This is a genomic window from Ruminococcus sp. Marseille-P328, from assembly GCF_964249465.1.
Classification (GTDB): Bacteria; Bacillota; Clostridia; order Lachnospirales; family Lachnospiraceae; genus Blautia_A; species Blautia_A faecis.
Map to the genome: position 1 here is coordinate 37,628 of NZ_CAXUBQ010000021.1, position 24,554 is coordinate 62,181.

General features: G+C 43.4%; 20 protein-coding genes and 1 pseudogene. All 21 read left to right on the plus strand.

The genetic code is table 11. The annotated features are described in order from the left end of the window. The first annotated feature begins 183 nt into the window (after positions 1-183). The 21 genes and pseudogenes from ACESTK_RS14695 to ACESTK_RS14795 all read left to right on the plus strand — a co-directional run bounded on the left by ACESTK_RS14695 (position 184) and on the right by ACESTK_RS14795 (position 24,098). Positions 184-870: an N-acetylmuramoyl-L-alanine amidase gene (locus ACESTK_RS14695; RefSeq protein WP_226815392.1), complete on the plus strand. Its 687-nt coding sequence runs from the start codon at positions 184-186 to the stop codon at positions 868-870. A 109-nt stretch (positions 871-979) separates the two neighbouring features. Then, positions 980-2,962 carry a hypothetical protein gene (locus ACESTK_RS14700; protein ID WP_373120089.1) on the plus strand — a complete coding sequence of 661 codons (1,983 nt, stop codon included), beginning with the start codon at positions 980-982 and terminating at the stop codon, positions 2,960-2,962. Next, entirely contained in the window at positions 2,946-5,219 is a 2,274-nt protein-coding gene (locus tag ACESTK_RS14705; protein WP_373120091.1) for a DUF2298 domain-containing protein, read from the plus strand. The genes ACESTK_RS14700 and ACESTK_RS14705 overlap by 17 nt, the downstream gene beginning before the upstream one ends. Before the next feature lie 63 nt (positions 5,220-5,282). Further along, a complete protein-coding gene (locus ACESTK_RS14710; RefSeq protein WP_148463160.1) occupies positions 5,283-6,347 on the plus strand; it encodes an L-threonylcarbamoyladenylate synthase in 1,065 nt (354 codons plus the stop codon). Further along, a complete protein-coding gene (gene rpiB / locus ACESTK_RS14715) occupies positions 6,344-6,778 on the plus strand; it encodes a ribose 5-phosphate isomerase B (RefSeq protein ID WP_118581537.1) in 435 nt (144 codons plus the stop codon). The genes ACESTK_RS14710 and rpiB overlap by 4 nt, the downstream gene beginning before the upstream one ends. Before the next feature lie 16 nt (positions 6,779-6,794). Continuing rightward, the gene (locus ACESTK_RS14720) at positions 6,795-7,346 is read left to right on the plus strand and encodes a dCMP deaminase family protein (protein WP_173715661.1); all 552 of its coding nucleotides are present in this window, start codon (positions 6,795-6,797) and stop codon (positions 7,344-7,346) included. Between the two features lie 16 nt (positions 7,347-7,362). After that, positions 7,363-9,516, plus strand: a complete 2,154-nt coding sequence (locus tag ACESTK_RS14725; protein ID WP_373120096.1) for an LTA synthase family protein — start codon at positions 7,363-7,365, stop codon at positions 9,514-9,516. 506 nt (positions 9,517-10,022) lie between these two features. Further along, positions 10,023-11,462 carry a proline--tRNA ligase gene (proS, locus tag ACESTK_RS14730; RefSeq protein WP_148463164.1) on the plus strand — a complete coding sequence of 480 codons (1,440 nt, stop codon included), beginning with the start codon at positions 10,023-10,025 and terminating at the stop codon, positions 11,460-11,462. A gap of 134 nt (positions 11,463-11,596) precedes the next feature. Then, positions 11,597-12,937 (plus strand): CCA tRNA nucleotidyltransferase, encoded by a 1,341-nt coding sequence (locus ACESTK_RS14735; protein ID WP_226854347.1) that lies wholly within the window; start codon positions 11,597-11,599, stop codon positions 12,935-12,937. Between the two features lie 78 nt (positions 12,938-13,015). After that, a complete protein-coding gene (locus tag ACESTK_RS14740; protein WP_148463166.1) occupies positions 13,016-13,999 on the plus strand; it encodes a CotS family spore coat protein in 984 nt (327 codons plus the stop codon). Positions 14,000-14,091: 92 nt separating this feature from the next. Continuing rightward, entirely contained in the window at positions 14,092-14,367 is a 276-nt protein-coding gene (locus tag ACESTK_RS14745; protein WP_117851504.1) for an HU family DNA-binding protein, read from the plus strand. 72 nt (positions 14,368-14,439) lie between these two features. After that, the gene (locus ACESTK_RS14750) at positions 14,440-14,679 is read left to right on the plus strand and encodes an RNA-binding S4 domain-containing protein (RefSeq protein ID WP_173773275.1); all 240 of its coding nucleotides are present in this window, start codon (positions 14,440-14,442) and stop codon (positions 14,677-14,679) included. A gap of 101 nt (positions 14,680-14,780) precedes the next feature. After that, positions 14,781-15,062, plus strand: a complete 282-nt coding sequence (gene yabP / locus ACESTK_RS14755; protein ID WP_118581555.1) for a sporulation protein YabP — start codon at positions 14,781-14,783, stop codon at positions 15,060-15,062. 3 nt (positions 15,063-15,065) lie between these two features. Then, entirely contained in the window at positions 15,066-15,569 is a 504-nt protein-coding gene (gene yabQ / locus ACESTK_RS14760) for a spore cortex biosynthesis protein YabQ (protein ID WP_118581558.1), read from the plus strand. After that, the gene (locus ACESTK_RS14765; RefSeq protein WP_226815895.1) at positions 15,523-15,837 is read left to right on the plus strand and encodes a septum formation initiator family protein; all 315 of its coding nucleotides are present in this window, start codon (positions 15,523-15,525) and stop codon (positions 15,835-15,837) included. The genes yabQ and ACESTK_RS14765 overlap by 47 nt, the downstream gene beginning before the upstream one ends. Positions 15,838-16,014: 177 nt before the next feature. Continuing rightward, a pseudogene (locus tag ACESTK_RS14770) lies at positions 16,015-16,077 on the plus strand (DUF6783 domain-containing protein); the annotation flags it as partial. Positions 16,078-16,092: 15 nt separating this feature from the next. Next, positions 16,093-17,580, plus strand: a complete 1,488-nt coding sequence (locus ACESTK_RS14775) for a SpoIIE family protein phosphatase (RefSeq protein ID WP_118581564.1) — start codon at positions 16,093-16,095, stop codon at positions 17,578-17,580. Positions 17,581-17,700: 120 nt separating this feature from the next. Then, on the plus strand, positions 17,701-19,236 hold the full coding sequence (tilS, locus tag ACESTK_RS14780; RefSeq protein WP_173715658.1) for a tRNA lysidine(34) synthetase TilS: 1,536 nt from the start codon (positions 17,701-17,703) through the stop codon (positions 19,234-19,236). Next, complete coding sequence (gene hpt, locus ACESTK_RS14785; protein WP_118581570.1) at positions 19,229-19,756, plus strand: hypoxanthine phosphoribosyltransferase; 528 nt, start codon at positions 19,229-19,231, stop codon at positions 19,754-19,756. Before tilS ends, hpt begins: the two co-directional genes overlap by 8 nt. A 16-nt stretch (positions 19,757-19,772) precedes the next feature. Continuing rightward, positions 19,773-21,623, plus strand: coding sequence for an ATP-dependent zinc metalloprotease FtsH (gene ftsH / locus ACESTK_RS14790; RefSeq protein WP_118581573.1), 1,851 nt, complete (start codon positions 19,773-19,775; stop codon positions 21,621-21,623). A gap of 342 nt (positions 21,624-21,965) precedes the next feature. Continuing rightward, complete coding sequence (locus ACESTK_RS14795; protein ID WP_118581576.1) at positions 21,966-24,098, plus strand: glycoside hydrolase family 13 protein; 2,133 nt, start codon at positions 21,966-21,968, stop codon at positions 24,096-24,098. The last annotated feature ends 456 nt before the right edge of the window (positions 24,099-24,554 follow it).

A 24,554-nucleotide genomic window follows, 5' to 3' on the forward strand; every position in this document is an offset into this window, starting at 1 on the left:
CTATTTTACGAAGCATATTGCTGTGAGGGTACTGAACAGTTACGCCTTTTTCAAACATGCTCTAATACACGAATGATAAAAACACTCTCTGAGACATATAAATAATGTGAAGGTCGTGAACAGCGACAAAAGACGAAAGTTTAACGATAACATTATATATTATATGCCAGGGGGTGTTTTATATTGAAAAAGCATATAGTGGAGCTGATTATGGGATGTCTTTTGCTGATATGCTTTTATTATCTTTCCCGCGAGGCGGCAGCAGTATCGGTAGAGATGAATCAGAAGCAGGTAATTGTGGTGGATTGTGGTCATGGAGGAATGGATCCAGGTATGATCGGGATAGACGGTCTGAAGGAGAAGGATGTAAATCTTGCCATTGGCCTGAAAGTGAAAAGTGCATTGGAAAAGAAAGATTTTCAGGTGGTTATGACCAGGGAAACAGACGTGGGATTATACGATGAAGACTCTAATAATAAGAAAGTACAGGATATGCAAAAAAGGATTTTTCTTATTCAGGAAGTAAAGCCTGTACTTGCAGTAAGTATCCATCAGAACAGTTACGAAGATTCTGGGGTGAAGGGTCCTCAGGTTTTTTATTATCGGGACTCTGTTAAGGGAGAAGAACTGGCGGAAATAATTCAGGAGAAACTGAATGATTATCTTGAGGTGGAGCGGCCAAGGCAGGCGAAAGGAAATACTACTTATTATCTTTTGAAACGAAGCCCGGGGATATTGAATATTGTGGAGTGTGGATTCCTTACGAACCCGGAAGAAGCCGGAAAACTGTTACAGGATGATTATCAGGAAAAAGTAGCGGCAGCAGTGGCTGACGGTGTGGAAGAATACATAAAAAATAATGAACAATGAGAATCCTCTGTTAATGAAAAAACATTTCAGTTTATCAAAAACTATACACTTTTCAGAAGCTGTGGATTCTGCTATACTGGACTGGAAAAAATAAGCGAGGGAAAATACCATGTTAGGATGTGTTTATCTGATTCTGGCAGCATTATTGGGTAGGGAAATTACCCATAATTTTTTGCCGGAACAAAGAATGAGAGAAAAAGGAATCACGCCCTTGTGGGTGACTTTTGCAGCGTCATTTGGAAGTGGTGTGCTGCTTATGACCTGGGCTGTCTATATAGCAGCATGGCTGCTAAGCGTGTACTCTGAAGCGGAGAACCCCCTCTTTGGAGCAAATCTGATGGTGATGGCAGCTGTGGGGATATTTTTGCTCTTGTGCTGTTATAGAAGAAAAGGTTCTTTTGGGAAATTTATTAAAAGACTTTCCGGCGAGGTTCCTCCAGCGAAAGAAATCGTGTTCTTATTGATTTTACTGGCGGGAATTACCTGGATCATGGTATTTGTATTTCATGTTAGTGACGGATATTTGTATTCCGGATTTACTGTATTTGGAGATTATGCCCCTCATACAGCGATGATGAGATCATTTTCGCTGGGAAATAATTTCCCCACGCAGTATCCTCATTTTGGTGGTGAAGATGTAAAATACCATTTTATGTTTCAGTTTCTGACAGGAAACCTGGAATATCTTGGAATGAGAATTGATATAGCGTACAATGCCGTAAGCAGTCTGTCACTCTGGTGCTTCTTTATCATGCTGTATTCTATGGCGAAAAGGTTCTTTGGCAGTATGAGTGCCGGAGTGCTTTCTGTTTTGTTTGTTGTATTTCGAAGTGGAACTGCTTTTTTCAGATTTGCATATGAACATTTACAGGCTGGTGATTTGTGGGAGACTCTGGCCGGGAATACTGCTTTTATTGGATATACCCCCAATGAGAACTGGGGACTTTGGAATTTTAATGTATATTTGAATCAGCGGCACTTGGGATTTGGTCTTTTGATGGCTGCGCTGGTATTATGGATTTTCCTGGACTGGGTGGAAGAAAGCTGTGCAGAGAAAGATAAGGGAATATTGTGGCTGAAGAACAGATTTCTTACAAAAAAAGCATGGATGTTTAAGAAACCTGATACAGCTCTTTTTGCCGGAATGCTATTGGGTCTGTGTTCATTTTGGAATGGAGCTGCTGTAATTGCATGTCTTCTGATTCTTATGGGATTTGCCTTTTTTTCTGATGGAAAACTTGACTATCTGATTCTGGCAATCGTGACAGTTGTGTTCTCGGAAATTCAATCTAAAATGTTTGTATGGGGAAGTGTTGTATCACCTTCTGTATATTTTGGATTTCTGGCAGAAAAGAAATCACTTCCAGGCATAGCTGTATATTTATTTGAAATAAGCGGCATTGTTTTCCTTGGCGTTTTAGTACTGCTGTTTTTTCTGAAAAAAATGGAAAGAGCAGTTGCAGTGAGTATACTTTTCCCAACAATCTTTGCATTTGTGGCGTCTCTTACACCAGATATAAACGTGAATCATAAATATATTATAATATCTTATGCATTCCTTGCTGTTTTCTGGGGTGGAGCTGTAAGCAGATTGTTCCATTGGAAAGGTGCTGTTGGGAAAATTTTGAGTTTGATTCTGGCACTTAGTCTGACCATAACAGGAATTTATGATTTTGCAGTAATCCTAAAAGATAATGATTCAGGACATCGGGTTTCTGTGAACCTGAACAGTGGACTGACCAGCTGGCTTGCAGAAAATCTGAAAAAAGACGATCTGATTTTGACACCGGAATACAGTATAAATGAAGTCACTATGTCAGGGGTTATGATGTATCTGGGATGGCCTTATTATGCATGGTCCGCAGGCTATGATACTTATTACAGGGCTGCCAGGGCGGTAGAGATCTATACAACAGCCAGCGCACAGGTACTAAAGGAAACAGTTGAGGAAGAACAAATTACATATATCCTTTTTGAGGAAGGTATGAAATTTGAGGAGAAGGAATGCCGCGAAGATGTGATTGCGGATACATATCCTCTGGTGTATCAGTCAGATGACGGGAGAATAAGAATTTATGGAACAAAAGAATAAGAAAAAAATCAGTACACAAACAATAATTAAACTTCTGCTGGCGGTGGTGCTGCTTGGCCTATCTGCATTTTTACTGAAAGGTGATGTGTGGACTTTCTGGACTTGGTGGCTTCTGGCGGGAGTGATGGGATTTGCTGCAATGCCTGTTACAGGAAGACTGTTCTGGCGTTTTGAGGACAAAGGATGGATTTTTTCTAAGGTACTGGCGATTGCTGCAACAGGTTTTCTTACCTGGTTTCTGACAGCTATCAGACTAATCCCTTTTAATGCCCTGACTTGTGCTGCTGTAACAATCCTATGCGCAGTTATCTGTTTTTTCCTTCTTCGAAAGGAATCAAAAGAAAAGACAGAATGTTTTCCAGTTGACAGGATTTCTCTGATTTACTGGGAAGAATTATTGTTTTTCCTTGCATTTCTTATGTGGACATATCTGGCAGGATTCCGCCCTGCTGCATATGGAACCGAGAAGTTCATGGATTATGGTTTTATGGAAGCTATGATGAGAAGCACCACACTTCCGGCAAGAGATCTGTGGTATTCAGAAGGACATATTAATTATTATTATGGCGGTCAGTATTTTGCTGTTTTTCTTACCAAGCTTTCCCATACAAAGGTGGAACTGACTTACAATCTTATGCGTACCTTTGTAGCCGGACTGGCTTTTGCAATGCCATTTTCCCTTGTTTACCAGATGATGTCAGACCGTATGAAGGGACTGCAAAAAAGCGAAAAAGTAATAAAAGGACTTCCTTTTGCAGCTGGATTTACAGCTGGTACAGCTGTTTCCATTGCAGGAAATATGCATTACGTAATTTATGCGCAGATCATTCCCCTGATTGAGAAGCTGACAGGTAAGGAAGTGAGCAGCTACTGGTTTCCGGATGCTACCCGCTATATAGGATATAATCCATATCGTGAGGAAGACCGGACGATACATGAATTTCCCTGCTATTCTTTTGTACTGGGAGATCTTCATGCTCATGTGGTAAATATTATGTTTGTACTTCTTGTAATAGCACTTCTTTATGTATGGCTAAGGGGTGTGCGCAAGAAAACAGTACCGGTTGAGACTTCCATGAAAGATGGAAAATTCTGGAAAGAGCAGCTTCTTATGCCTCATCTTCTGGTAATCAGTGTGCTTCTCGGAATGTTTCAGTGGACAAATTTCTGGGATTTTGTAATTTATTATGTAGTAACTCTTGGAACGGTGCTTTTTGCCAATATTATCCGTTTCCAGGGAAAAATAAAGAAAATCATTGTTGTAACTTTTGCACAAATGGCAGAAATCTATCTGATTGCCTATCTTGTGATCCTGCCATTTACCTTACAGTTTGACACTATGGTGGATGGAATAGGAATTGCCAAGTACCATTCCTATTTCTACCAGCTGCTGGTTCTCTGGGGACTTCCGGCAGTTCTTACCATTACATTTGTAATTTCTATTCTCTGGGAAAAGCTGCGGGGGATGGAGCACAAGAGCCTGTACCGTCTTATGAAAGCTATCCGCACGGCAGATCTTTTTGCCATTATTATGGGACTTTGCGCTATTGGTCTGGTGGTAATCCCGGAATTTGTTTACGTGCGTGATATTTATGAAAATGGAAATGCCAGGGCAAACACTATGTTCAAGCTTACTTATCAGGCATATATTATGTTTGCACTGACTATGGGATATGGAATTTACAGACTTCTGGCTGTTAGCAGACAGAAAGTATTTAAGATCATTTCCGGAATCTGTCTGTTTTTCCTGATCTGGACGGTAGGATATTTTGGAAAAAGTGTGGATTCCTGGTTTGGAAAGGTTTTGAATCCGTCAGGCTATCAGGGGCTTTATGCTCTGGGCTATCTGGATACGGATTTTTCAGAGGATGTGTCTGCAATCCAATGGCTAAAGGAGAATATTAAAGGGGCTCCGGTAGTGCTGGAGGCAAACGGTGACAGCTACAGCGGTTATGAGCGTGTTTCTGCAGCTACAGGTCTTCCAACAATTCTTGGCTGGTATGTACACGAATGGCTCTGGAGGAATGATACAGATGATCTGAACCGGAAACAGGCAGATATTATGAGTATTTATACTTCACAGGATGAGACCCAGGTAAGAGCTCTTCTTACGGAATATGGTGTTTCCTATATCTTTGTGGGCTCTAAAGAAAGAGAAAAATATGAGGACAGCCTGAATAATGCACTTCTTCAGTCACTTGGAGAAATTGTATTTATGGATGAAGATTCCGGCACTTATATTGTTAAGGTGGATTGACAAGGTTTTTAAACAGGTGTTATATTAAAGAATACTGAAAAATTAATAGAAAGCTGGACTAAAATGAAAGCAGAAATTGTAGCTATGACGGCAGATGCTATCGACCATGCGGCACTTGCCAGAGGCGGAGAGATATTGAAACAGGGAGGACTGGTGGCATTCCCTACAGAAACTGTTTACGGTCTTGGAGGAAATGCACTGGATCCTATGGCTTCGAAGAAGATATATGCAGCCAAGGGACGTCCTTCGGATAACCCGTTGATCGTTCATATTGCAGATTTAAATGCGCTGGTTCCAATTGTAAAGGAAGTACCGGAGAAGGCGAAGATACTGGCAGAGAAATTCTGGCCTGGTCCCCTGACTATGATTTTTGAGAAATCAGACCTGGTTCCATTGGAGACAACTGGTGGTCTCAACAGTGTAGCTGTGCGTTTTCCAAGTGATCCCATTGCAGCGGAGCTTATTTTGCAGGCAGGGGGATACGTGGCAGCGCCAAGTGCAAATACTTCCGGACGGCCAAGCCCGACTACAGCACAGCATGTTGAGGAGGACTTAGGGGATGCCATTGAGATGATCATTGATGGAGGTCCTGTGGGAATTGGCCTGGAATCAACGATTGTAGATTTTACCGAGGACGTGCCGGTGGTTTTAAGACCCGGTTATATTTCACTGGAAATGCTCCAGGAGGTTCTTGGTGATGTGAGAATGGACAAAGGTCTTATAAAGCCTGATAGTAAAGTTCATCCCAAGGCGCCGGGAATGAAATATCGGCATTATGCACCGAAAGCAGATCTTGCAATTGTGGAGGGCCCCACAGAAGAAGTAATAAATGCCATTAATCAGTTTGTAAAGGAAGATCAGGCAAATGGACTTCAGGCGGGGATTATTGCCACAGAAGAGACTATTTCCAGATATCCCTGTGGAACTGTGAAGTGTATTGGAAGCAGAGAGGCAGAGGAAACCATTGCTCATAACCTTTATGAGGTGTTGCGTGAATTCGATCAGTGCCAGGTAAGCAAAATTTATTCCGAAGCTTTTTATACCCCCAAAATGGGACAGGCAATTATGAACCGGCTTCTAAAAGCAGCCGGTCACAAAATAATCAATATAAGGAGAGAAGAACAATGAGAGTAGCATTAGGTAGTGATCATGGCGGATTTGAACTGAAACAGGAGATTATCAAATATCTGGAAGAAAAGAATATTGAGTATAAGGATTACGGCTGCTACAGCACAGAGTCCACAGACTATCCGATCTATGCAAAGAAAGTTGCACATGGGATTCTGGACGGAGAGTGTGAGCTTGGAATCCTTGTATGCGGAACAGGTATTGGTATTTCTATCACTGCAAACAAAATTAAGGGAATTCGTGCAGCAGTATGTACAGACTGCTTTACTGCTGAAGCAACCAGACTTCACAATGACGCAAACATCCTTGCGCTTGGAGGACGTGTAGTTGGACCTGGACTTGCAGTTAAGATTGTGGATACTTTCCTGAATACACCATTTTCAGGAGATGAGAGACATATTCGCCGAATTGCTCAGATCGAGACGGAATAGGAAGGAGAGCTCTTCTATGGAGAACACAAATCAGAAAAACACCGGGAATATACAGATCGCGCCTGTAAGTGCTGCATCAGATCTGAACCACAAAAGAGAAGGTTACCTTACCTGGGACGAATATTTCATGGGAGTTGCCATGCTTTCCGGTATGCGCTCCAAGGATCCCAATTCACAGGTAGGAGCGTGTATTGTCAGCGACGATAATAAAATTCTTTCCATGGGATATAATGGTTTCCCAAAAGGCTGTTCCGATGATGAATTTCCCTGGGCAAGAGAGGGGGAGCCTCTGGATACCAAATATCTGTATGTGACCCATAGCGAGCTCAATGCAATTTTAAACTACCGTGGAGGGAGCCTTGAGGGAGCGAAAATGTATGTGACCCTTTTTCCATGCAATGAGTGTGCCAAGGCAATCATCCAGGCAGGAATCAAGACTCTGGTCTATGATTGTGACAAATATGCAAGCACTCCGTCAGTCCTTGCTTCCAAGAGAATGCTGGACTCCGCCGGTGTACGCTATTATCAATACAAGAGAACCGGACGCGAGATTTCGCTGACGGTGTAAGTTAAAGAGGTTTGTTGTGAAAAATACGAAAGAAAATACAGATTTGAATATGGGCAGAGCGAAGAATGACAGATGGAAAAAGATACTGGGAATCATTCTGAACATTGCTTTGCTTCTGCTTATAGATGGATTGTTGGTATATACTTTTATTAACGAAGAAAATCGTATATATAAAGGAACAATCATTAAAATATTACTAATTGTTACAGGAAATATTTTGTTTCTTGTTCTTCTGTTCTGGGGAGAGAAAATCTGCAGTGCAATAAAAAATACCACTTTTTTGAGAATAGCAGATGTCATATTGCTGCTGGTAACTCCTGGAATTGTATTTATGCTTGTCCAGATGGTCACCTGGGTGTCGGGATATAAGAATAAGGCAGTGTCAACATTTAAAGGCCTGGTTAAGATGTCATTACTGATGGAGCAGCCTTATTTGACACTGAATCTTATTATTTATGCAATATTTTTTATAATACTTATTATTTTATTCAGGAAAATCAATATTGCTTCTTCTACGTTGTGTTACCTTTTTATAATCCTTGCAATGGTAAACTATTATGTAATGGAATTCCGTGGAGAACCATTCCAGCTTCTTGACATTGTAGGAATGGGAACGGCAGCAGAAGTTGTTGGAGAATATAGCTTCAAAATCAAACTGATGCTTGGAATTCCACTGATCTATGCCCTGGTATTTGGTGAGTTTGTACTGAAATTCCAGAAACTGGAGCTTGGAAAAAAGAGCAGAAAGAATACAGCTGCCCGGTTTAGTGTACTGGCTGTGATCGTGATTACATTATGTTTTACTATAAGACCTATCCTCCAGAAGCTTGACGCTGTTACTTTATGGCAGATTAACCGTATTTATAAAGAACAGGGCTACATTTCCTCTCTTGTTAAGGAAATCAAGTATTTTTATATCGAGCAGCCAGAAGGCTATTCTGTTGGAAAAACCGTAGAACTGGCACAGGAAATTGAAGATGGGGAAAATATTGTTTCAGAGACAGACAAGGGTGAGTCTGAAGAAAGTGTTGATAATACAGCTGCAGATACTTCTGAAACAGTAACACCGAAAAATATTATCCTGATTATGAATGAAAGTCTTACAGATTTTGAAAGTGTAGGGAAAATAAAGTCAAATGTAGAAATTTTGCCATACATAAGAAGCCTTAACAAAAATGTAAAACATGGACAGCTTCATGTACCTACATTCGGAGCCGGAACTGCCCGTTCTGAATACGAGGCTCTTACAGGAAACAGTATGAGCTTTTTGCCATCCGGAAGTGTTCCTTATCAGCTTTATGTGCGGGATCCGGAGTATGGTCTGGCAGATATCCTGAAATCCCAGGGATATTACACAATTGCCATGCATCCCAACAAGGCTCATAACTGGAACCGGGCCTCTGTTTATCCATGCATGGGATTTGATGAATTTATCAGCCTGGAGAACTGGGGAGATGAACACAGAGAGCTTCTTCGAAATTATGTAAGTGACAAAGCAACATTTGAAAAGATCATCAGCCTTTATGAAGAGAAGGATGCGGATGAAAAATTATTTACATTCTGTGTAACCATGCAGAATCATGGCGGTTATACAGTAGAAGACAGAGCTGGATTTGAACCTACTGTAAAGCTTGGATATGATACAGAGTATCCTCTGGCTGAAACGTATTTATCGTTGGCAAGAGAATCTGATTCAGCATTTAAGGAATTGCTGGAGTACTTTGAAAAAGTAGATGAGCCTACCATGATTGTTATGTTTGGGGATCACTGGCCTAAGATTGAAGAAGAATTTATGGCGAAACTTTTAGGCGGCAACAGGCAGAGCCTGGGACTTGTTGAAAGCCAGCAGTCCTATACAACTCCCTATGTAATCTGGACAAATTATCCATCTGAGACAGTAGAGGAAGATTTCAGTGCTAATTATCTGGGAAGCTATATGCTTCAGCTGGCTGGTCTTGAAATGCCAGGCTACAACCAGTTCCTTATGAATCTGAAAGAGCAGCTTCCAATCATCGGAGTTGGTGCTGTTTGCGACAAAGATGGAAACTGGTATGCAAATGATGCGCTTCCGGATGATTACAAAAAACTGATGACGGATTACAATATCCTGGAATATAACAACCAGTTTGAGAAAAAAGATGTAATAGAGAGCTTGTTTACATTGAAGTAATAAAAAAGTACCCGGACAAAACAGATGCGGTGGATGGTAACTCTGGCTGTTACTGTGAACGGAGTGAACAGTAACCTCTGGCTGTTTTTTGTCTGGGTATTTTCTGTTTCGCCACTTGACATATGGGAAAATTTCGCATAAAATAAACAAGACTTAACGAGCAAATTAAATAAATGAAGTGGCAATGAAGAGAATAGTACATGAGGAGCAATCTCAGAGAGAAATCCAGGCCGACAGGCAATGGTGTGAGGATTTTGTGCGCAAGTCATGGAACCGGCCTCAGAGCTCCGCACAATTGAAGTGCGGCGTCTGTCCTACGTTATCAGGATAATTGAGTGAGCAGTGGAGCAGTCATTTCCAGTGTTAATCAGGGTGGTACCGCCGAAGCCTTTCGGTCCCTTTTGCAGGGATGGAAGGTCTTTTTTTATGTGTTTTTCAAATAATACATGGAATTTACCAGATTTCCCTGGCGTTTAAATATTAGAAAATCAAAAAGGAGAAAAATCATGGCAAAAGAAAAGAAAATGGTAGAAGCTATCACATCCATGGATGTGGATTTTGCACAGTGGTATACCGATGTTGTAAAAAAAGCGGAACTTTGCGGCTATACAAGTGTAAAGGGATGTATGGCAATCAAACCAGCAGGATATGCAATCTGGGAGAATATCCAGAAAGAGCTTGACCGCAGATTCAAAGAGACAGGCGTAGAGAATGTATACATGCCAATGTTCATTCCGGAATCCCTTCTGGACAAAGAGAAGGATCACGTAGAGGGATTTGCACCGGAAGTTGCATGGGTAACACACGGCGGACTTGATCCTCTTCAGGAGCGCCTTTGCGTACGTCCTACATCCGAGACTCTGTTCTGTGATTTTTATCAGAAAGAGATCCAGTCCCACAGAGATCTTCCGAAAGTATATAATCAGTGGTGCTCAGTAGTTCGCTGGGAGAAAACAACCCGTCCGTTCCTTCGTTCCCGTGAGTTTTTATGGCAGGAAGGACATACTGCCCACGCTACAGCTGAGGAAGCAAAAGAACGTACCATCCAGATGCTGAACCTGTATGCAGACTTCTGCGAGGAAGTACTTGCAATCCCGGTTATTAAAGGTCAGAAGACAGAGAAAGAGAAATTTGCGGGTGCAGAGGCTACTTACACAATCGAGTCTCTGATGCATGATGGAAAAGCACTTCAGTCTGGAACCAGCCATAACTTTGGCGATGGATTTGCAAGAGCATTCGGCATCCAGTACACAGATAAAAACAACCAGCTTCAGTATGTACACCAGACATCCTGGGGAATGACAACACGTATGATCGGCGCGCTGATCATGGTTCATGGAGACAACAGCGGACTTGTTCTTCCACCAAGAATTGCTCCGGTCCAGGCTGTTGTAATCCCGATCCAGCAGAGAAAAGAGGGCGTTCTGGAGAAAACAGAGGAGCTGACACAGATTTTGAAAGCAGCTGGAATCCGTGTAAAAGCAGACGTTACAGACAAGAGCCCGGGATTCAAATTCGCAGAGCAGGAAATGCGTGGTATTCCGGTAAGAATCGAGTGCGGTCCGAAGGACATCGAGAGCGGACAGGCTGTTATCTGCCGAAGAGATACCAGAGAGAAATATATTGTGAAGTTCGAAGAACTTGCTGCTAAGGTTCAGGAAGTTCTGGACACAATGCAGAAGGAAATGCTGGAGCGTGCAAGAGCTCACAGAGATGCTCACACCTATGTAGCAACAAACTACGAAGAATTCAAGGAGACCATCAACACAAAACCTGGTTTTGTAAAAGCTATGTGGTGCGGCAACCGTGAGTGCGAAGATAAGATCAAAGAAGACGTTCAGGCAACATCCAGATGTATGCCGTTTGAGCAGGAACATTTAAGCGATGTCTGTGTATGCTGTGGAAAACCTGCCAAGAAAATGGTATACTGGGGACGTGCTTATTAATAACAAAAGGGATTGCTGTTTATTTTGCAATCAGTAGTCAAAAAGGGGCAAAATTATTTTGCCCCGCTTTGTTTTTCAGGGCAGAGAAGTGTATGAGGAGAAATTTTGTTTTAAATTAGAGGCAGGTGATAAAGATGGTATTTGAAATTCCACAAAAAGTTGAAATAATTATAAATATTCTGGAAAAAGCTGGTTATGAGGCCTATGCAGTAGGTGGCTGTGTCCGCGATGCCCTTCTTGGAAGAACTCCAAATGACTGGGACATCACAACCTCAGCCAAGCCAGAGCAGGTCAAAGCCCTGTTTCACAGAACCGTAGATACAGGAATCGCTCACGGAACCGTAACAGTGCTGCTTGAAAAAGAGGGATTCGAGGTTACCACCTACCGGGTGGATGGCGAGTATGAAGATGGCCGTCACCCGAAAGAAGTAACCTTTACGGCCTGCTTGGAAGAAGATTTGAAGCGTCGGGATTTTACCATCAACGCCATGGCCTACAATCCCAGGAAAGGGCTGGTGGACCTTTTTGAAGGGCAGAAAGACCTGGAAAACAAGGTGATCCGCTGTGTTGGTGATCCTCTGGAGCGTTTTACAGAAGACGCTCTTCGCATTATGCGTGCTGTACGTTTTTCTGCGCAGCTTGGCTTTTCCCTGGAAGAAGAGACCAGAAAAGTTCTTTCTGTGCTTGCACCAAATTTAAAACATGTAAGCGCAGAGCGGATCCAGGTGGAACTTGTAAAACTTCTGGTGTCCCCTCATCCGGATTATCTGCGGATTGCCTATGAAGCAGGAGTTACCAGTGAATTTCTGCCGGAATTTGACCGCTGTATGGAGACACCTCAGAACACTCCACACCACTGCTATAATGTGGGAGAACACATTCTCCACAGCCTTTTGTATGTGAGGGAGGATAAGGTGCTAAGGCTGACCATGCTCCTTCACGACATTGCCAAACCTGTTGTACGAAAAACAGACGAAAATGGCAGGGATCATTTCAAAACACATGCTTCTGTGGGAGAAAAAATGTCCAAGGAAATTTTGCGCCGTCTGAAGTTTGACAATGACACCATTTCCAGAGTGAGCCGTCTGATCCGCTGGCATGATCTGCGCCCGACTCCGGCACCGGCTGAGGTGCGGAAAGCCATCAATGTAGTTGGGGAAGACCTTTTTCCCATGTGGATGGAAGTCCAGTATGCGGATAACAAAGCGAAAAGTGATTACCGTGGGGAAGAAAAAGCTGCCCGTCAGGCCGGAGTTCGAATGACCTGGGAAGAAATTATGGAAAAAGGCGAATGTGTTTCCATGAAAGGTCTTGCAATTACTGGCAGTGACCTGATCGCAGCCGGAATGAAGCCTGGAAAAGAAATGGGAAGTGTGCTCCATGAGCTTTTGGATGCTGTTCTGGAGAATCCGGAACTGAACAAGAAAGAAGCACTTCTTTCCCTTGCTTTTGCAGCCGATAAAAAACTTCTTTAGAATAACATATCCCTCCCACTCATAAGATAGAAGGTATCTGAAGACATTTGGCATATGTGAGTGACGGGGGGATTTTTATTGTATGATTATGGTCTTAGCACCCTGACCCAGTATGGAATTGAAGTGAAATCTTCGTCCAGGACCCGGGGAGCATTGGTATGTCGTACAGAACAGGGAATTCTGCTCCTCAGAGAGTTTCACGGCTCCGAAAAAAAACTGCTTTTTCAGCAGGAAGTGTTAAAAAAACTTTCCCAGGAAGGCTGTCTGGTTGATACTTTTATTGAAAATCAGGAAGGCTCTTTGGTTACCAGAGATAAGGATAATATTCCCTATACCCTTCAGAACTGGTATGAAGGCAGAGAGTGTGACACCAAGTCCAGGGAAGATATTATAAGAAGTGTGCAGATTCTGGCAAGGGTACATAAATTTATGAATATGCCTGTGGAAAAAGCCTACATGGCGCGTTCCCTTGCAGATGAGTATGCAAGGCATAATCAGGAAATCCGCAAGATCCGTAAATTTATCCGCCAGAAAGGTGCCAGTGCCAGATTTGAAAAGGAATTTCTGGGCAGTGTACAGTGGTTTCTGGAAAAAGGGGAAAAAGCACTGGAAATGCTTGTAAAGTCGGACTATGAAAAACTAAGGGACAAGGCGGGCGAAGAGGGGCTTCTATGTCATGGCGAATATAACCAGCACAATGTTCTTCTTTGTAAAAATCAGGCTGCTGTGACAAATTTTGGTCACTTCAGCTTTGATGTGCAGATCAGCGACTTGTATTGTTTTATGCGAAAAATCCTGGAAAAATATAACTGGGATGTATTTCTGGCCAGACGGATGCTGGAGCAATATGACAAAATACGTCCTATTTCTTCGGAAGAATGGGAAAACCTGCAAATCCGTTTCACATATCCGGAAAAATACTGGAAACTGGCAAATTACTACTTTTCTCATAACAAAGCATGGATTTCCGGTAAGAATACAGAAAAGCTGGAAAAGGTAATTGCCCAGAAGAAAATATGGGGGGATTTCCCTGAAAATTGCTTTGGAAAATCCCCTTTCTAGCGCAGAAAATCCCCTTTCTAGCGCAAAAACCTTGACAATACAGGGCAAAAGGTATATATATAGATAGAAGAATCTTTAGAGGAGGAAACACCATGAATAAGACTGAATTAGTAGCAGCTATGGCGAAAGAAACCAATCTGTCCAAGAAGGACGTTGAAGCTGTTTTAAAATCATTCATCGACGTTGTATCAGAAGAACTGAAAAAAGGTGAGAAAGTTCAGTTAGTTGGCTTTGGTACATTTGAAGTCAGCGAGAGAGCTGCCAGAGAGGGAAGAAATCCTCAGACTGGTGAGACCATGAAGATCGAAGCTTCCAAGGCTCCGAAATTTAAAGCTGGTAAAGCTTTAAAAGATATGGTAAACGCATAATCGCGTAAGCTTTTACAGGAGGAACTTTATAGTTCCTCCTTTTTTAAACACGCTCTGATATAGGAGAGTATTATGAGATTAGATAAATTTTTGAAAGTATCCCGCCTTATTAAGAGAAGAACTGTGGCAAATGAGGCATGTGATGCAGGAAGAGTGCTTGTAAATGATAAGCCGGCCAAGGCTTCTGTCCAGGTGAAGACAGGAGATACTATTGAGATTCAGTTTGGAAGCCGCAATGTGAAGGTGGAAGTGCTGGATGTGAAAGAGACTGTGAAGAAGGAAGAAGTTGAGAATCTGTACAGGTATGTTTAAGAGTTTTGTGAACGAAGGAAACAGTATTACTTAAGCAGGTTCTAATTTTAAAGAAAATTTCATAGATTATCTGTGAACCCACATATTTGGGAGAGAGGGATTTGGAAGAAAAGGTTGTGAACATTTCCCATAAGCTGATACTGGATAACAGGAAAGAAGCATCTGTCACAGGTGTGAAGGATGTGATTTCTTTTGATGAAAAGGAAATCCTTCTTCAGACTGCTGACGGGAAGCTGCAGATTCGCGGCAGCGGGCTTCATGTAAAAGGACTAAACCTGGAAAAAGGAGAAGCTGCTCTTGCCGGACATGTGGATTCTCTTGTCTATTTGTCTAAAGATTCCCCACGAAAAGAAGAACCATTATTTACAAGGCTGTTCCGTTAAGCTATGAGCATATATATCTACAATGAGATCTGGCTTTTCGTCCGGGCTTTTGCAGGGGGTGCGGTGCTGATCCTTTGCTACAGCCTGCTTCAGGAAATAAGAAGACTCATTTTCTGCAGTCCGGCAGCAGGAGGGATTTTGGACCTTCTTTATTGGGTGTGCGCAGGACTTCTGGTATTTGCAGGAATTTACCGGATCAACCAGGGAATCCTGCGTAGTTTTCTGTTTTTGGGAATTATATCAGGGGCATTTCTTACATATCTGACAATAAAACCTTTATTTGAAAAAATTTGTTATATAATCCTGGAGGTTCCTGTCAGATTCGTAAAAAAAACTTCAAAAAAATATATAAATTGGTTGCTATTTTTTTGTAAACGTTGTAAAATTTTAGTTAAGCAATCTGCAAATCAGTACAAAAATAGTACCAGAAATCGTTTGCAGATGAGAAGAGGCAGGAAGTTTGGGAAAATCAGGGAAAAAACGAAGAAAAAAGACAATAGGGTATAATCATCTCGGGATGTTCGGTATTTCTCTGATCGTTCTGATTCTGATTCTGACGCTTATGGCACAGAGCCGGGACCTTAAGGAATCTCTTGCCGGCTATGAGACCAGGGCAGAGGCATTAAGCCAGCAGATTGAGGAAGAGCAGGCGCGCACTCAGGAGATTGAAGATCTGAAGCAGTATATGCTCACGGATGAGTACGCAGAGCAGGCCGCCAGAGAGAAGCTGGGTCTTGTGAAGGAGAATGAGATTATTTTTCAGGAGGAGAAGTAAGGTTCTGGGAAAAACGAAGTTTGGAAGTTTCTGACGATATATTTTTCAATATGGTCGTCTTTGTTTGACATATATTTTCATACCTGTCCCCTATAATAGGCATAAGGTGCTGCCGAAGATGATGTGAATGCAGCATTCCTTTGCAAAAACAAGGGCAGCAGTTAAAGACTACATGAACAGTGGGGCGTGCAGCTTGCGGGAATGCTTTTTCAAACAGGCTCTGGCACTGTAAGGCTGTAAAGGGGAGGGGAGAATATGCAGGAATGGATAATTGCCATGCTCGTGATCAGTGTGCTGCTGGTGCTGCGGGACATGGCAAAAGTTTTTTTCAGGGGAAGAAGTTTCCTTAAGGCAGAGCAGCCGGCCGAAGAGAAAAATCCCCAGAAGGAGAAGGTGGAGCGGTATGCGGCTTCTTTTCGGAAGCTTGCAGACAGCTTTTATGGATTACCCTACCGAAAAGACTATTTAAGCAACGGCCAGGTGGATGGAATCATAAGGGAGACCTGTGATGAGATATGCAGCCACTGTTATCAGCGGGAAATCTGCTGGGGCACCCAGTCGCAGGAAATGTACAGAGGAAGCGAGCGGATGATTCGTTCCATGGAGGAGGGAAATCAGGAGAAAATACAGGAGACAAAAAGCGACTGGATGAGTGTATGCAGTCGTTTTTCCCAGTATTATGAGACACTTGGTAACTCTTATATGAGGGAGCGGCAGAAGCTGATATGGGACAACCGGATGATCGAAAGCCGCCTTGCCGTGGCACAGCAACTCCAGGAGATGTCCAGAATCATGGATATGGTGGCAGAAGACCTGTACGACATTTCCATTGCGGATCCTCAGCTTATGACGGAATTGCAGAAGATTCTCAGGAAGCGTCATATTGTGGTGAAGCAGGTCTGGGTGATGGATAAGGTGGAAGGAAGACGTGAGATTTTTCTTACCATGCGTGCCAGAAGCGGGCAGTGCATTTCTGTTAATGAGGTGGCACAGCTTTTGTCTCAGGAATTCGGAACTCCCATGGCGGCAGCAGGAGGAAGAAGAATTGTAAATGGAGAATACCATACGGTTCATTTTGTGGAGGATGTAAGTTATCAGGTACTTTACGGAGTGGCAAAGCTGACCAAGGAAATGGAGAAGGTTTCCGGAGACAATTATATTTGCAGACAGGAAGAGGCAGGCCGTTTTGTAATGTGTCTTTCCGATGGAATGGGCTCCGGGGTGGAGGCATGCCGGGAAAGCGAGGAAGTGGTAGAACTTCTGGAACAATTTCTGGAATCCGGTTTTACCCAGGAGACGGCGGCGAAAATGGTGAACTCTGCTCTTGTGATGAAGGGACAGGAAGGGATTTTTTCAACAGTGGACATCTGCGCAGTGGATTTATATACGGGAATCTGTAACTTCCTGAAAGCGGGGGCTTCCGCCACTTTTATCAAAAGGGATCACTGGGTGGAGGCCATTTCTTCAGAGAGTCTGGCGGCAGGGCTGATACAGCAGGTGGATTTTGAAACATCTTCAAGGAAGCTGTATCACGGGGATTATCTGATCATGATGACAGATGGCGTCTTGGATGCGCTGCCTGCCATGCGGGAGGAGGAGACCATGAAAGAAATCATTATGGATATCCATGAAGAGACTCCCAAGGAGATGAGCCGGGGGATTCTGGAGCGGGTGCTGGGATACAGCGATTACTGCGCCAGGGATGATATGACGGTTCTTGTAGCTGGAATGTGGAAGAAATAGAATGATTATTTTTGAGTAAAAAACAGATATGGAATCATATGAGCATATGAATATGTTTGAAAGAAGTAATATTGTTACGGTTCACGAAAGAATCAGTAACGTATCAGAGGCAGAGCTAGTATGTATCAGAAAGTGAAAGCATATATGAAAGAACATGGCATGGTAGTGGATGGGGATGTGGTCCTTGCCGGAGTTTCCGGAGGAGGAGACTCCATGGCTATGCTGGAAATGTTAAAAAGATATCAGGCTGAAGCAACTTTTTCGCTGTGTGCGGTACATGTGCATCATGGAATCCGCGGCGAGGAAGCTGACCGGGATGAAAGAGTAGTAAGAGAGACCTGCGAAAAATGGACGATTCCTTTTTTATCCTATCATTACCCGGTACCGGAGCTTGCAAAGAAATGGAAAATGGGACTGGAAGAGACAGGAAGAAAAGTCAGACAGGATGCGTTTTCCAGGGCAGAAGCTGATTATTTTGGAAAATCAGAAACGGCTGACCTCCAGGGTGGGGGAAGAGTCTCTGCCGCCAGAGAAGGAAAATTACGGATCCGTATTGCTCTGGCCCACAATGAAAATGATGTGGCGGAAACTTTGCTCCACAATCTTTGCAGAGGAACGGGGCTGAAAGGTCTGGCTTCTATTTTGCCGGTGCGGGATGAAATTATTCGGCCCATTTTGTGTTTAAATAAACAGGAAATTGTCAATTATTTAATAAAAGAACAGATTCCCTATGTAACAGACAGTACCAATCTTACAGATGATTATACAAGAAATAAGATCAGACATCAGATATTGCCTATTCTGGAAGAACAGGTGAATGCTTCTGCTGTCCGCCATATGGCGGAGACGGCCAGTCTTGTTAGTCAGGCAGAGGAGTATTTGTCCCGTCAGGGAGAACGCCTTGTGAAAAAGTATGGGGAAAACAGGGAGCGGGGAATTTTCCTGTCAGAAGCATTCTGGCGGGATGAGCCTGCCATAGCTTCTTACGGAGTGCTTCAGGTTTTTGAAGAGCTGGCTGGGAAACGTAAGGATTTTACAGCTGCTCATGTAAAAAGTGTGGAGAGCCTTCTGAAGCTTCAGGTAGGACGACGGATCAATCTGCCTTATGATCTGGCGGCGCTTCGAACTTATGGAGGAATTTTACTGGGAGAAAGACAATTACTGGGAATGTCAGATAGAAATCTGAGTCCAAAAGAGTACGATCCAGTGAAAGCTGAAAAAAATCAGGAGAGGAATGCACTGCAAAAAAGTGTCCAGTTGAGTAAAAAGGAGCTGGAAACTGCTTGTGAACAGGTACTTTTTACAGATAATGTTTTTTATCTGAAAATATTTTCTAATGAAGGCCAGAAGATTGAAGAAAAAAAGTATACGAAATGGCTGGATTATGATAAAATAAAACAGGAACTGTCCATCCGGACCAGACAGCCGGGAGATTTTCTCATTGTAGATGACAAAGGGAGCAGCAAGAAGCTGAACCGTTATTTTATAGATGAGAAGATCCCATCAGAGGAAAGAGACAGCATCTTGCTTCTATGTACCGGCTCTGAGGTTTTGTGGGTGGTGGGAGGCAGAATAAATGAGAATTATAAAATAGCTCCCAGAACCAGGAGAATATTGGAAATACAATACCAAGGAGGAAAAGATAATCATGAGTGAAAAAATCAGAGTTTTACTGGATGAGGAGACTGTGGAGAAGCGTATCTGCGAAGTAGCAGCCCAGATCAGCGAAGAGTACAAGGGAAAAGAAATCCACATGATCTGCGTTCTTAAGGGCGGAGTATTTTTCATGTGTGAGCTTGCCAAGAGAATCACAGTGCCGGTAACTCTTGATTTCATGTCTGTTTCCAGTTATGGAGATGACACCAAATCAAGCGGAGTTGTAAAGATCGTCAAGGATCTGGATCAGCCTCTTGAAGATAAAGAAGTTCTTGTTGTGGAGGATATTATTGATTCCGGAAGAACCTTAAGCTATCTGCTGGATGTTCTGAAGAGACGTAATCCAAACAGCGTGAGACTTTGCACCTTGTTGGACAAACCGGACCGCAGAGTGGTAAAAGGGGTTGATGTGGATTATTGCTGCTTCAATATTCCAGATGAGTTTGTTGTGGGCTATGGTCTTGACTATGCCCAGAAATACAGAAATCTGCCATACATCGGAGTGGTAGAGTTCGAATGAAAGGAGAATTATACAAGTGAATAAGCAGTCAGGCAGAATTGGCTTGTATCTTGTCCTGATCGTAGCTTTGATCGCAGGTTACCTGTATCTGAACAATCAGGTAGCTGTCCAGAGTGATTATACTTATGGACAGCTGGAGCAGGCAGTGACAGACGGAAAGGTGACCAGTGCCACGATCCATCAGAACAGTGAGGTTCCAACAGGTTCTGTGATCGTGAATATAAGCGGCGAGGGACAGAAGCGTATTTATGTGGCAGATGTAAATGAGGCAGAGCAGCTTCTTCGAGAGAGCGGGCTTGATCCTGCTGTTGAGGATGTGCCGAAGCAGAGTGTATTTATGAACTCTGTTTTCCCGGTACTTCTTACCTGTGGTCTTATCATCTTCCTCATGCTGATGATGAACCGTCAGATGTCAGGTGGGGGTGGTGGCACCAATGCCAAGATGATGAATTTCGGCAAAAGCAGGGCGAGAATGTCCATGCCGGATGATAAGAAAGTGACTTTCCAGAACGTAGCGGGCCTGGAGGAAGAGAAAGAAGAACTGAAGGAGGTTGTAGATTTCCTGAAGGATCCCCAGAAGTATACCAAGGTGGGGGCCAGAATCCCGAAAGGAGTTATCCTTGTAGGACCTCCAGGAACTGGTAAGACGCTTCTGGCCAAGGCTGTTGCCGGGGAAGCGGGCGTTCCGTTTTTCTCCATTTCCGGTTCTGATTTTGTGGAAATGTTTGTTGGTGTAGGTGCTTCCCGTGTAAGAGATCTTTTCGAAGAGGGCAAGCGTCACGCACCTTGTATCATCTTTATTGATGAGATCGATGCTGTTGCAAGACAGCGTGGAACCGGCATGGGAGGCGGTCATGATGAAAGGGAACAGACTCTGAACCAGCTTCTTGTAGAGATGGATGGATTCGGGGTAAATGAAGGCATTATCGTAATGGCCGCTACCAACCGTGTGGATATTCTGGATCCTGCAATTCTTCGTCCGGGACGTTTTGACCGCAAGGTTGGCGTAGGTCGTCCGGATATTAAAGGAAGAGAAGAAATCCTCCATGTTCATGCCAAGGATAAACCTCTTGGCGAGGATGTAGACTTGAAACAGATCGCTCAGACTACAGCTGGATTTACAGGTGCAGATCTTGAGAACCTGATGAATGAGGCGGCTATTGCTGCAGCCAGAAAAGGTCATGTATTTATTCGCCAGAAAGATATTAAGAATGCCTTTATCAAGGTTGGCATCGGTGCAGAGAAAAAGAGCAAGGTGATCTCCGAGAAGGAGAAAAGGATCACCGCTTATCATGAGGCAGGCCATGCAATCTTGTTCCATGTGCTGCCGGATATGGAGCCTGTTTACACCATTTCCATTATCCCTACCGGAATGGGAGCAGCCGGCTATACCATGCCTCTTCCAGAGAATGACGAAATATTTAATACTAAGGGTAAAATGCTTCAGGATATTACCACACTTCTTGGAGGACGTGTGGCAGAGGAACTGATTTTCGGCGATATTACAACTGGTGCATCCAACGATATCAAGCGGGCTACCAGCGAAGCAAGAGCTATGGTGACCAAGTATGGTATGTCCGATAAGATCGGACTGATCTCCTATGGAGATGATGACGATGAGGTATTTATTGGACGGGATCTGGCGCACACCCGCGGTTACAGCGAGGATGTTGCCAAGGCAATTGATAGTGAGATTCACAGTATCATTGAGGAGTGTCATGACAATGCGAAGAAGATTATTTCTGAGCATATGGAGGTTCTTCATGGCTGTGCCAAGCTCCTTCTCGAGAAGGAAAAAGTTCATCGGGATGAATTTGAAGCACTTTTTACAATGGAAAAATCGGGTGAATCAAATGAAAGTATATAACATGCACAAAAAATAATAGTGATTTTTGTGAAGTTTGTGCACACTTTTTGGTGGACACATGGTACTATATACATCGTAAAAACCCCCCAATACATTATATAGTTTTTGCTACACCCCATAAGAAGAAATACCTTCTCCAAAAAAGACAGCTTTTACCGGCTGTCTTTTTTACGTTAAATGAATAAGGTATTTTAGAGTGTGTTTGAAATGTGGTGGGAGTTCTTTGGTGAAAACGTCGGTAAGCTGGGCGGAAATTTGGAGAATAAGCCGAATTTTAACAGTTGTGGGAAGAAATGTTTTCAGTTAAAATATAGGGTGTAATTTTTTTGAAAGAGGGATGTTATGGATCGTAATAATGCAGATTTAATGAAAAAAATGCAATATATATTGAATATGAGACCGGTTTTGAATACAGAGGCATTGTTCAGCGATGGTTCTGATTATTACCGTTGTCCGTCAAATCCCAAAGCAGGAGACAAGGTCCGTATCCGCTTCCGCACCAAGCGGAACAACGTAGATATGGTTTATTTAGTATACGATGGCAAGCGTCAACAGATGGAGCGTGTGGCCAAATCCAATGGATTTGATTATTATGAGACTTCTATTATTATGGGAGAGAAGATTGTCCGTTACCATTTTGAGATCACATACGGATGGGTGACCTGTTATTATAATTATCAGGGTGTTTCCATGAACCCGGAGGAGCGTCTGGAGTTTGAGATTTATCCGGATTATGATACACCCCAGTGGGCGAAGGGTGCTGTTATGTACCAGATTTTTGTGGATCGCTTCTGCAATGGGGATCCGACGAATGATGTGGAGGATCGTGAATATTTTTATATTGGCGATATGACTTCCAGGGTAAGAGACTGGGGAAAAGTTCCGGCAGTAATGGGGGTGCGGGAGTTTTATGGCGGTGACCTGCAGGGAATTATGGATAAACTGGATTATCTGCAGGATCTGGGAGTGGATGTTATTTATCTGAACCCGATTTTTGTTTCTCCAAGTAATCACAAGTACGATATTCAGGATTATGAGTATGTGGATCCCCATTACGGCAAGATCGTGGAGGATATGGATGATGGCCTTCTGAATGAGGGGGACCGCGAGAATGCCCATGCCCGGAAATTTATTAAGCGTGTGACCGATAAGCGGAATCTGGAGGCAAGTAATGAACTGTTTGCAAAGCTTGTGGAGGAAATCCATAAGAGAGGCATGAAAGTAATCCTGGATGGTGTGTTTAACCATTGTGGATCTTTTAACAAATGGATGGACAGAGAGCGGATCTATGAGAACCAGGAGGGATATCCAAAGGGAGCGTATATTTCTGCAGACAGTCCATATAGGTATTACTTTAATTTCTATGACGAGAACCGCTGGCCGTACAATCCTACCTATGATGGATGGTGGACTCATGATACTTTGCCGAAGCTGAATTATGAAGCCTCCAGGGATCTGTATGATAAGATTCTGGAGATTGGTAAGAAGTGGGTTTCTGCGCCTTATAATGTAGATGGATGGAGATTGGATGTGGCGGCAGATCTTGGGCACAGCAACGAATTTAACCATCAGTTCTGGAAGGATTTCCGGAAAGCTGTAAAGGAGGCAAATCCCAATGCGATCATTCTGGCAGAGCATTACGGAAATCCGGAGAGCTGGCTGCAAGGGGATGAGTGGGATACGGTTATGAACTACGATGCCTTTATGGAACCTCTGACCTGGTTCCTGACGGGCATGGAGAAGCACAGTGATGAGTGCAGGGATGACCTTTATGGAAACAGTGATGCCTTTATTGGGGCTATGAAGACTCATATGAGGGCACTTCATATGTCTGCACTTTATACGTCCATGAATGAGCTGTCCAATCATGATCATTCCAGATTTCTCACCAGAACAAACCGCCGTGTGGGAAGGATTTCCTATGCCGGTGCGGAAGCTGCTTCCCAGAACATCAATCCTGCAGTGATGCGTGAAGGTGTTGTGGTGCAGATGACCTGGCCGGGAGCACCAACTGTTTATTATGGTGATGAGGCAGGTGTCTGTGGCTTTACAGATCCGGATAACAGAAGAACTTATCCATGGGGACATGAGGATCAGATGATGATTGCGTTCCACAGAGATATGATTAAGATCCATAAGGAATATGATTTCTTAAGTAATGGTTCCCTTGTGTTCCTCTGGAATGATTATCAGGGACTTTGCTTCGGAAGATTTTCCCATGATGAAAGAATGATCGTGATTCTGAATAACCGGAATGAGGATCGGGAGGTTGAGATTGAGGTCTGGAAGACGGGAATCAGCAGACTGAAGGATTCTGTGTTGAAGCGGATCATGCTGTCTTACCGTGATGGATATACTACGGAGGAATATGAATATACAGCCAAGGCAGGTGTGATCAGGGTGCCGATGCCAGCGTTTGGGGCGATGGTGTTGTATCATAAGTGTGAGAATCCGACTATATTTGTGGAAGATTAAGGGACGCCGCGAGGAGGGACCTATGGGCTGACGGCCAGAGCTGCGGTTCCGGGATTTTCCATATACGCTTATTTGCAGGAGGTGGAGCAAACTCGGCCACATGGTGGCCTCAGACAGTGCTCCACCTCCTGCGCGTATATGGAAAATCCCTGGAATCCTCGCAATGGCCGCCAGTCCATAGGCCCCTCCTCGCGGCTGAGTATTCAAGGCGAAAAAAGAACGTTTGGTATCAGGGCGCTGCGCTGCTGATACAGAGAAGAGGGATAAAAAACTCCCAGACAAAAATACCTGGGAGTTTAGAATATAGTGGATGGAGAAGGATTCGAACCGCTTTGGCATATGACAGAAAAACTCCAGAGCGAATATGCTCTGGAGTAGTAGTGGATGGAGAAGGATTCGAACCGCTTTGGCATATGACAGAAAAATTCCAGAGCGAATATGCTCTGGAGTAGTAGT